At 70.0% G+C, this 9,256-nt stretch carries 4 protein-coding genes and 3 pseudogenes; 3 read left to right on the top strand and 4 right to left on the bottom strand.

Annotated features, from left to right (window positions below; genetic code table 11):
* Positions 1 to 660: 660 nt before the first annotated feature.
* The 3 genes and pseudogenes from ACWDA7_RS46985 to ACWDA7_RS46975 all read left to right on the top strand — a co-directional run.
* Positions 661 to 4,776 (top strand): carboxypeptidase regulatory-like domain-containing protein, encoded by a 4,116-nt coding sequence (locus ACWDA7_RS46985; protein ID WP_450613592.1) that lies wholly within the window; start codon positions 661 to 663, stop codon positions 4,774 to 4,776.
* Positions 4,777 to 5,010: 234 nt separating this feature from the next.
* Entirely contained in the window at positions 5,011 to 5,931 is a 921-nt protein-coding gene (locus tag ACWDA7_RS46980; protein WP_450613591.1) for a class I SAM-dependent methyltransferase, read from the top strand.
* A 611-nt stretch (positions 5,932 to 6,542) separates the two neighbouring features.
* Positions 6,543 to 6,681, top strand: a pseudogene (locus tag ACWDA7_RS46975) (IS5 family transposase); the annotation flags it as partial.
* Positions 6,682 to 6,715: 34 nt separating this feature from the next.
* On the opposite strand, the gene ACWDA7_RS46970 reads toward ACWDA7_RS46975, so the two are convergent.
* The 4 genes and pseudogenes from ACWDA7_RS46970 to ACWDA7_RS46955 all read right to left on the bottom strand — a co-directional run.
* Positions 6,716 to 7,315 carry a peptidoglycan-binding domain-containing protein gene (locus ACWDA7_RS46970; protein ID WP_450613589.1) on the bottom strand — a complete coding sequence of 200 codons (600 nt, stop codon included), beginning with the start codon at positions 7,313 to 7,315 and terminating at the stop codon, positions 6,716 to 6,718.
* A gap of 823 nt (positions 7,316 to 8,138) precedes the next feature.
* Positions 8,139 to 8,324, bottom strand: a pseudogene (locus tag ACWDA7_RS46965) (peptidoglycan-binding protein); the annotation flags it as partial.
* A 511-nt stretch (positions 8,325 to 8,835) separates the two neighbouring features.
* Positions 8,836 to 8,994 (bottom strand): hypothetical protein, encoded by a 159-nt coding sequence (locus ACWDA7_RS46960; protein ID WP_450613588.1) that lies wholly within the window; start codon positions 8,992 to 8,994, stop codon positions 8,836 to 8,838.
* A gap of 49 nt (positions 8,995 to 9,043) precedes the next feature.
* Positions 9,044 to 9,256, bottom strand: a pseudogene (locus ACWDA7_RS46955) (hypothetical protein); the annotation flags it as partial.

Genomic DNA, 9,256 nt, shown 5'->3' with positions numbered 1-9,256 from the left:
CTTGCCTCAGCAACAAGTTGATCTATCAGGACGTCCCGTTGCGTCATTCACCAGGGCTTGACCTGCACCTCAACACTCAAACGCAACGGTGTTGGAACCAAAGATTTTCAGTGATCTTCTAGGGCCGGCCTGAACCGCGCCCCACCAAGAGCACGGATGCCGGCGCACCCATCCTTGACGTCGACCACGTCGACCACGTCGACCACGTCGACCACGTCGAACCGCGGCGCCGGCGGCGACGACACCCCTGAGACCGTGATCGCGCTTTGCCCAACTGCCGTGCTCTCAAGGCTCCTGAGAGGTCGACCAGCCGGCGCCGGCAGATGATGCCGCAGGCCAGGCTGAGGAAGGCTTCGTGGATGTCGTCGCGAATCCCCTGGCGACCGCGCCTGCGCGCGGATGCGACGTCCCTTCCCGGATGACGGGACGTCGACCCCGCACGGCGCTTTTGGGCGTGTCACATATGCGACAGCCACGACGCCTTCCGGGCGGCAGGGTGGAGGCAGTTGCATACGCCAGCGGTCTGATCGGGCCGCGATCGGGCGGGGACATCCTCATCGCCCGGTCACCTCCGGTTTCAGGAGATTTTCCGTGCGTACGATCCGTCTCAGACCGAGCGGTGGACGTGGAGGGCGAGCCGCCACCGCGGTCGCCGGCCTCCTGTCGGCAGCGCTTGCCCTCATCGGACTCCAACTGCCCGCGGCGGCGCCCGCGGCCGCCGTGTCCTCCGGCAAGACCGCGGTCGTCCAGCAGTGCGCGGACCCCAAGCCCGGGCAGTTCGCCTGCCTGGCGATGCGCCGCACCGACGTGGCCGCCCGCAAGGGTGTGCAGCCGCTGTCCGCGACCCCGTCCGGCTTCGGCGCCGACGACCTGCAGAGCGCCTATGCGCTGCGCGCGGACGGCGGCGCCGGCCAGACCGTCGCGATCGTGGACGCCTACGACGACCCGAGCGTCGAAGCCGACCTGGCGGTCTACCGCCAGCAGTACGGTCTGCCCGCGTGCACCACGGCCAACGGCTGCTTCACCAAGGTCGACCAGCGCGGCGGCACGCACTATCCAGCCGCTGAAGCGGGATGGGCCGGCGAGATATCGCTCGATGTGGACATGGTGTCCGCCGCCGCCCCCAACGCCCACATCCTGCTGGTCGAGGCGGACAGCCCGGCCTTCGCGGACATGGGTGCCGCGGTGGACGAGGCGGTCGCGCTCGGCGCGAAGTACGTCTCCAACTCGTATGGCTCCGGGTACAACACCACTCCGGGCAGCGGCGAGGACCCGGCGGAACTCACCGCCCTGGACCCCTACTACAACCACCCGGGCGTGGCGGTCGTCGCGTCCTCGGGTGACAGCAGCTACGGCGTCGCCTATCCGGCGGCCTCGCAGTACGTCACCTCCGTCGGCGGCACCGCCCTGGTCAAGAACTCCGGTACCAGCCGCGGCTGGAGCGAGTCGGTGTGGCACGGCCCCAGCGGCGGCGGCCCCGGTTCGGGCTGCTCGCTCTACGAGCCGAAGCCCGCGTTCCAGACCGACACCGCGTGCGCGAACCGCACCGTCGCCGACGTCTCGGCCGTCGCCGACCCGGCCACCGGCGTCTCGGTCTACCAGACCTACGGCGGCGACGGCTGGCAGGTGTACGGCGGTACGAGCGCATCCGCCCCGCTCATCACGGGCGTCTACGCGGACGCCGGCACCCCGGCCGCGGGAACGTACCCCAACGCCTACCCCTATGCCCAGGCCGGCTCGCTCAACGACGTGACCGCCGGCAGCAACGGCACCTGCACCCCGGCGGTGCTGTGCACCGCGGGCCCCGGCTACGACGGCCCCACCGGGCTAGGCACTCCCCACGGCATCGACGCGTTCCGCACCGGCCCGCACGGCGTGATCAGCGGCACGGTCACCGACCGCGGCACCGGCAAGCCGATCGCCGGAGTGTCCGTCAAGGCCGGTGACAACACCGCCATTTCGAACGCATCCGGCACCTACCGGCTGGACATCCCGGCGGGCACCTACGACATGACCGCGAGCGTGTACGGCTACGCCGTCGGCCATGCCGACGGTGTCGTCCTGGCCGACGGCGGCACCGTCGCCCAGTCCTTCAGCCTCGACGCCCTGCCCACGCAGACGGTCTCCGGCAAGGTCACCGACGGCTCCGGCCACGGCTGGCCGCTCTACGCGAAGATCACCGCCGACCGTGTGCCCGGCGGCCCGGTCTTCACCGACCCCGTCACCGGCGCCTACTCCCTGAAGCTCCCGCAGGGCGCCTCGTACACCCTGCACGTCACCGCCAACTACCCCGGTTACCAGGCGGTCGACAAGACCGTCCAGGTCGCGACCGCCGACCAGAAGCTGGACCTCGCCGTCCCCGTGGACTCGGCGGCTGCCCAGGCGCCGGGCTACGCCGTGAACCTGCACGGCCCGACCGAGGCCTTCGACTCCACCACCGGGCCCGGCAACGGCTGGAGCGTGGTCAACGCCGACGGCACGGACGGCGGTTGGACCTTCGACGACCCGGGCAGCCGGGGCAACAACACCGGCGGCCGTGGCGGCTCCGCGATCGTCGACAGCGACTTCAGCGGCCTGCAGACGCAGGACTCATCGCTGGTCTCGCCGTCGTTCGACCTCGGCTCGGCGACCACGCCCATCCTGGCCTTCGACACCGACTACGCCGGTTGGGCGGGCAACACCGCGGATGTGGACATCTCCTCCGACGGCGGCACCACCTGGACCACCCTGTGGGAGAAGACCTCGATCTGGGTACGTGGTCCAGCCCACGTCGAACTGCCGCTCGACGCCTACGCGGGCAAGAGCGACGTCCGGGTGCGCTTCCACTACACCACCATCGACTGGGGCATGTGGTGGCAGCTCGACAACGTCTTCCTCGGGCAGCGCACCTACGACCCGGTACCCGGCGCCCTCCTCGTCGGCCATGTGACGGACGCCAACACCCACGCGGGCGTCAACGGTGCCACCGTCACCAGCACCGACGCCCCCGGTGACCACACCACCAGCACGGCCACGCCCGACGATGCGCAGGCGGGCGACGGCTTCTACTGGATGTTCTCGCACCTGACGGGCAACCACCCGGTGGCCGCCGCGCTGTCGCGCTACACCACGGCCACCGACACCGTGGACATCACCCCGGACGGCACGGTCAAGCACGACCTCGCACTCAAGGCCGGCCGGCTCAAGCTGACCCCGGCGCCCATCGCCAAGGACGTGGCCTGGGGCAAGAGCGCGAGCCAGACCCTGACCGTCACCAACGACGGCACCGCACCGGCCACCGTCAACCTCACCGAGAAGACCGGAGGATTCGCCATACAGCGGGCAGCGGTCCCGTTGAAGCGTGCAAGCGCCCCCCTGCACCTGGTGAAGGGCTCCTACTCGCCGCTGCGGCTCACCTCGCCCGCGGCCGCCTCGAGGGCCGGCCAGTCCCACGCGACGGCCCGCGCCCTCAGTGCCCCGGGCACCGCCTGGCAGCCCGTCCCCGACCTGCCGGTGGCCACCGGCGACAACGCGGTCGAGACCTACCAGGGCACCGTCTACTCCGCGTTCGGCTCCATCGGAGGCGCCAGCACCAAGGACCTGTACGCGTACAACGGCAGCTGGACCAAGCTCGCCTCCGGCGCCGACACCCGCGACGCCCCGGCCCACGGACTGATCAACGGCAAGATCTACGTGGTAGGCGGCTGGGGCAGCAGCGGCAGCCCGGACGCCAAGCTGGAGATCTACGACATCGCCTCCAACACCTGGAGCACGGGCGCCCGCATGCCCAAGCCGTACGCAGGCGCGGGCAGTGCGGTACTCGACGGCAAGCTGTACTCGGTCGGCGGCTGCCCCACCCTCGGCTGCGGCTCCACCGACGTCTCCGTCTACGACCCGGACACCGACTCCTGGTCGATGGCTGCCCCGTACCCGCAGCAGGTGGCCTGGGAGTCCTGCGGCGCCATCGCGGACAAGCTCTACTGCTCGGGCGGCGAGGCCCAACGCGTGACCTCCAAGCACGCCTACATGTACGACCCCGACACCAACACCTGGTCGCCCGTCGCGGACCAGCCGACCGACGCCTGGGGCGCGGCCTACGCCTCGGCGAACGGAATGCTGCTGATCCGGGGCGGCGTGGTCGGCAACGGCACCGCGCTGACCAACCAGGTGTGGGCCTACGAGCCGGGCGAGAACGTCTGGACCGCCCTGCCCAACGCCAACGCCTCGGTCTACCGCGGCGGCGGCAGCCTGGGCTTCTACGCGATCGGCGGTCTCACCAGCGCAGGCACTCCGATCAAGACCTCCGAGGTCCTGCCGGGCTACGACCAGGTGCACGCCGCCGATGTCACCTGGCTGACCGAAAGCGCGAACACGGTGACCGTCCAACCGGGCGCCTCCACGACGCTCACGATCACGCTCGACGCCTCCGTACCCGAGATCACCCAGCCGGGCACCTACACCGCTTCGCTGATTCCGCGCAGCGACACCCCGTACCGGCTCGACCCGGTCGGCGTCTCACTGACCGTGAAGCCGCCCACCACCTGGGGCAAGATCGCCGGCACGGTCACGGCGTCCGGGGGCGGCCCGATCGCCGGCGCGACCGTGCAGATCTCCAGCGGGGCCACCCATTACACGATCAAGACCGCTGCGGACGGCAGCTACGCACTGTGGCTCGACGCCCGTAACAGCCCGCTCCAGGTCATCGCGGCCAAGGACGGCTATCAGCCGACATCGGCCACGGTGAAGATCAAGAAGGGGGCGACGACGGTCAGAGACTTCACCCTGCTCAGCAGCTGACCGCACTGGCACTCTGACGCATCCCTGAACGTCCCCGCCGTCGGCGTCACCCGGCGGCGGGGACGTCCGGGGTGCCGCCCAGGGGCCCTCAGACACCATGCCGGCCAAGTGGGCCGCGGCACCGATACGGAAATTGGCCCACCGTTCATCTTGTCCCACGTTTGGATATGCGTACCGGGGCAGGTACGCAGCAATCTCACCCCAGCTCGTCCGCACAAGGGAGTGCCTGTTCGCATGACGACCGTACACACCGCACCCCAACCACCCCGCAGATTCGAAGACGTTCCCGGGTGGTTCCCCGTACTGGACCAGATGCTCTTCGACTGGCTCCTGGCGCGCCAGGAGTCCGCAGGGATGCGGGGCGATCTGCTGGAAGTCGGGGTGTACATGGGGAAGAGCGCGATCTTCCTCGGCAGCCACCTCCGGGACGGTGAGCGGTACACGGTGTGCGACCTCTTCGAGGGCGCTGCGCCGGACGCCGCCAACCGGGCGGAGTCGACGAAGTCGTACAGCGCGCTCAACCGACGGGCCTTCGAGGAGAACTACCTCTCCTTCCACGACGAGCTGCCCCGTGTCCTGGAGGGCCCCAGCTCCCTGGTGCCGGACGAGGTCGAGCCCCGCTCCTGCCGGTTCGTCCACATCGACGCCTCGCACCTGTACAAGCACGTGTACGCCGACATAGGCGCGGCGCACGACCTGCTGCTGCCCGGCGGAGTCGTCGTCCTGGACGACTTCCGTTCGGAGCACACGCCCGGTGTCTCCGTGGCCGCCTGGGAGGCAGTGCTCAACAGGGGCCTGCGCCCCATCTGTCTGAGCACACAGAAGCTGTACGGCACCTGGGGCGACCCCGGCCAGGTGCAGAAGGAGCTGCTGGCGATGGCACGCAGTCGCGATGACTGCCTCCTCAGCGTCCAGGAGGCGGCCGGACACCGCATCATCCGGCTCAAGTCCAAGGGCATGCGGGCGCCGTCCGTCCCGCTCTCCCGGCACGCCGCGGAGCCCGAACCCGTCGCAGAGCGGTCAGCCGCCCGGCCTTCCACACCCGCCGCCCCAGGCCGCAGCCTCACCCGCCGCATCGCGGTCGACCTGCTGCCGCCCGTCCTCACCCGCGCCATCCGCAGCTCCCGCGCGGCCAAGCGCGCGGCGCGGAGCTGACCCAGGGCGGCCGGCGGGTACCCGTCGGCTCTCCTCGGTAGGCCCTCTCTGCCCCGTTGTCGGAGCGCAGTCATGATGAGCGCTCCCGCAACAGAGACGGGAACCGAGACGGACGAGCAACGGGGCGGCACCCCTCTCGGGGTGCCGCCCTGTCGTTTTGCCTGCTCAAGGCACTGGAGGCCATGGCGGGAATCGAACCCGCGTAACTCGCTTTGCAGGTTCGTCGGTGCTGGTCAGGGCATGATCTGGACGTGTTCGCGCGCGTTCGATCCCGTACGCACGCCTTGATTGCCTGAACCGCCTGGACGACTCTGGACAGCCACTTACTGTGATGAATGAGACGGAATCGGACGCAACTGAAGCGCCACCTGGGCTGCGACACACTCGGCCTGTTGCCACCGTCATGGTCACGGCCGCGAGTGTGTCCGGCGCCGCGGTGGTCGACGCCTCTTGTCCCGCATCGCCGCCGGCCACCCGCGCGTGACCCATGCCTGGCTAGCCGCCGGCCACCGCACCACCGCCATCGACCACGGCGTCCGCCTCGGCGTCGACGTCCACCCCGTGCAACGCTCGGCCGGCGTCGAGGGGTTCATGGTGCCATCGAGTGGAGCATCGGCTGGCTCATGCACCGCCGCCGCCTCGCTCGCGACTACGAGATGCGTCCACACCGCTCCGAAGCCATGCGCGATGATCGACCTCATGGCCCGCCGCCTCACCGGCGAAGCCACCCTGAACTGGCGCGGAACCTGACTGGGGAGCAAACGCGAATCAGCGGACCAAACGCTCAGTCGGGCTCCGAGGTCTCCGAGGGCTCCGAGGGCTCCGAGGTCTCCGACTCCAGACTGCGGCGCGTCGCCGCGTCGTACACGCCCGGCTCTGCGGAGATGCCGCGGGCGCTCTGGTAGCTGCGCACGGCGTTCTCGACCTGGATGTTGAAGTTACCGGTGATGTCGTGGGCGTAGAACGAGAGCTGGCGCAGGCGCTGCTGCAGTTCCGCGACCTCGGGGCCCTTGTCGCCGCGGCGCAGCACCGGTCCCGTGACGGTCTGGCTCGTGGGAGGCTGTGCTGAACCGACCGAGTCGGCGGTAGGGGCCGCCGGCACGCGGTTCAGGGCTGCCGGCGTGGCCGACGCCGACCTCGACGTCGACGCCAAGGGCGCTGCCGGCGCGGCCGACATGGCCGACGCCAGCGTCGACGTCGACGCCGAGGAACTCGCGCGCTTCGCAGCGGACGCCTCGGTGGACGCCGACGCGGAGGGTGACAAAGAGGCCGGGGTGCGGCCGGACTCTTCCGGCGCGCCGGTGCGTCCGTCCTGCAGCGCGGTGTCGCGCCCTGGCTCGTCCGGGTTGAGCAGCCCGCTCGTGAAGCCCGCGACGGCGACCACGATCGCCGCCAGGATCAGGGCCTGTCGGCGCCGGCCCTTCGGCCGGCGCCTCTGCCTCCCGGGGGAACTTTTGCGGGAAAGGGGGCGCGACGGCGACAGCGGCCTGTCCGGCCCGTGTGATGCCCTCGGTGTGCGCCGTGTGTGTGGATCACTCGGCGCTACCGCTTCGTGCGGCGTGTGGAGCGGCCGGGTGTCGGCCTCGTCCGGCCCGGTCGTCGGCGGTGCCGACGGCTCTGAGAGCGAGTGGGGCACCTCCAGCGTACGGCCGCCCACCACGCTCATGCCCGAGGGGACGGTCGCAGAAGGCGGAGTGGCGGGGGTCGACGGCGTTGCGTGCTGTCCCGCAGCGGTGGGGCGCTGGCCCGGAGGCGGGTTGGAGGGGAGCTCTTGTGCGCCGGGCGGTTTTGGCAGCTTGACGTACATGTAGGGGCGGACGCCCAGCGATTGGAAGTCCTCCGGCCCGGCCGTTTCGGACGGGCCGGCGCGGCGGGCCGTGGTGGCCACCTGCTGAGTGCACTGACAGGCGTCAGTGCCCCCCGCCGCCCGTTCAGCGGCACACTTCGAACACCTTTGCCCATCCATATGCGAATCCTTCCCCCTATAGACGCCAGCGATTATGCAGAGCTCGTCGCCGATCTACACGGCAATTCCGTGAATCCATTGCGGATGCGTGCGCCGTGACTGCGCCGCACTGTGAGCAACCGGGAGCGGCGGTTGACGGCGCGCACGCTGGGCGCGCGGACATCGAATGCGCGGGCGCACGGGCTCGGGCGCACGGCGCGCAGCCGCGCGAGCGTTGGCCGGATGCGCTGGTGCGGGCCCCCTACGGCTCCGACGTCTCCGATTCCAGTCGCGCCCGGATCGCCTTGCCGTACACCCCGAGCTCGTCGCTCTTGATGCCGCGAACCCACTGGTAGTTCCGTACCGCGTCATCGACCTGGCTGTTGGAATTGCCGTTGGCCTCGTCGGTGCAGAGATCCAACTGCTTGAGGCGGGGCTGGAGTTCGGTGACCGCCGGGCGGGGCCCTAAGTACCAGCTGCCCGATCTCCATCCGGCCCTCTGTCACACAGCCCTTGATGAACGACCGCGTGCGGGCGGCCGAAGCGCCAGCCGTACTTCGCGGACACAGCAGCCCACCGGGCCATGGAAGCGTGCGTCAAGAAGCTGTTGCTCTATCCATCGAGGTGAGCATTGGTTCGAGTGTGGCGACTCGGTGGGGTGATCTTCGGTCGGGACGTGCATGAGGGCAGGGCCTCCTGTCCAGCTCGGAATTGCTGAAGTCCCTTCGAGCGTCAGGAGGTCCTGTGCCGCAGGCTTCCGTGCCGCTGCCGGGCGAGTCCCCGTCGGTTGCTCTGGCGTGTGATTGTCTCGCGCACCGGTTCGGGAACGCTGGGGATCGGTCGTACAGGCGTCTGAGGTATCCGTCGGACATGACCAACGTCGAGTGGGCCGCAGTCCGGGACTCGCTGGCGGTGCCGGGGTGGCTGGAGGGCAGAGCCGGCCGGCCGGAGAGCTACTGTCACCGGCAGATCTCGCGGGGCTGGCCGCCCATGTCGAGCGCAAGGGCCGCCGGTACTACACACCCATCGCCCGCCAGGCTTGAGTGGAGCACCGCGAGCTGATCGCGGCCATCGCTGCCCGCGATGACGCACGCGCCCAGCAGGTCATGCGCGCCCACACCGAGAACGTCAGGACATGCTTCCCCCCAAGCCGCGTAGTTGGCGTATTCACGCTGATGGCACGTTTGTGGTGAGCCTGACGAGCCGCTTGTAGCAGCACAGGACAGCGGCGAAGCCGAGAAAGGCCAGGAAGTGCTTGACCATGCGCTCGTAGCGGTGGTGCAGGCGGCGACATCCGCCAAGCCCGGCCATCGTGCGCTCGACGGTCCGGCGGTGGCGGCCCAGCCGTTTCGAGCCTCTGGCTTCAGCCCCGCAGGCTGT

The organism is Streptomyces sp. NPDC001156, from assembly GCF_053598275.1.
The sequence above is the reverse complement of the archived record's forward strand: the minus strand, read 5'-3'. Positions and strand labels throughout refer to the sequence as shown.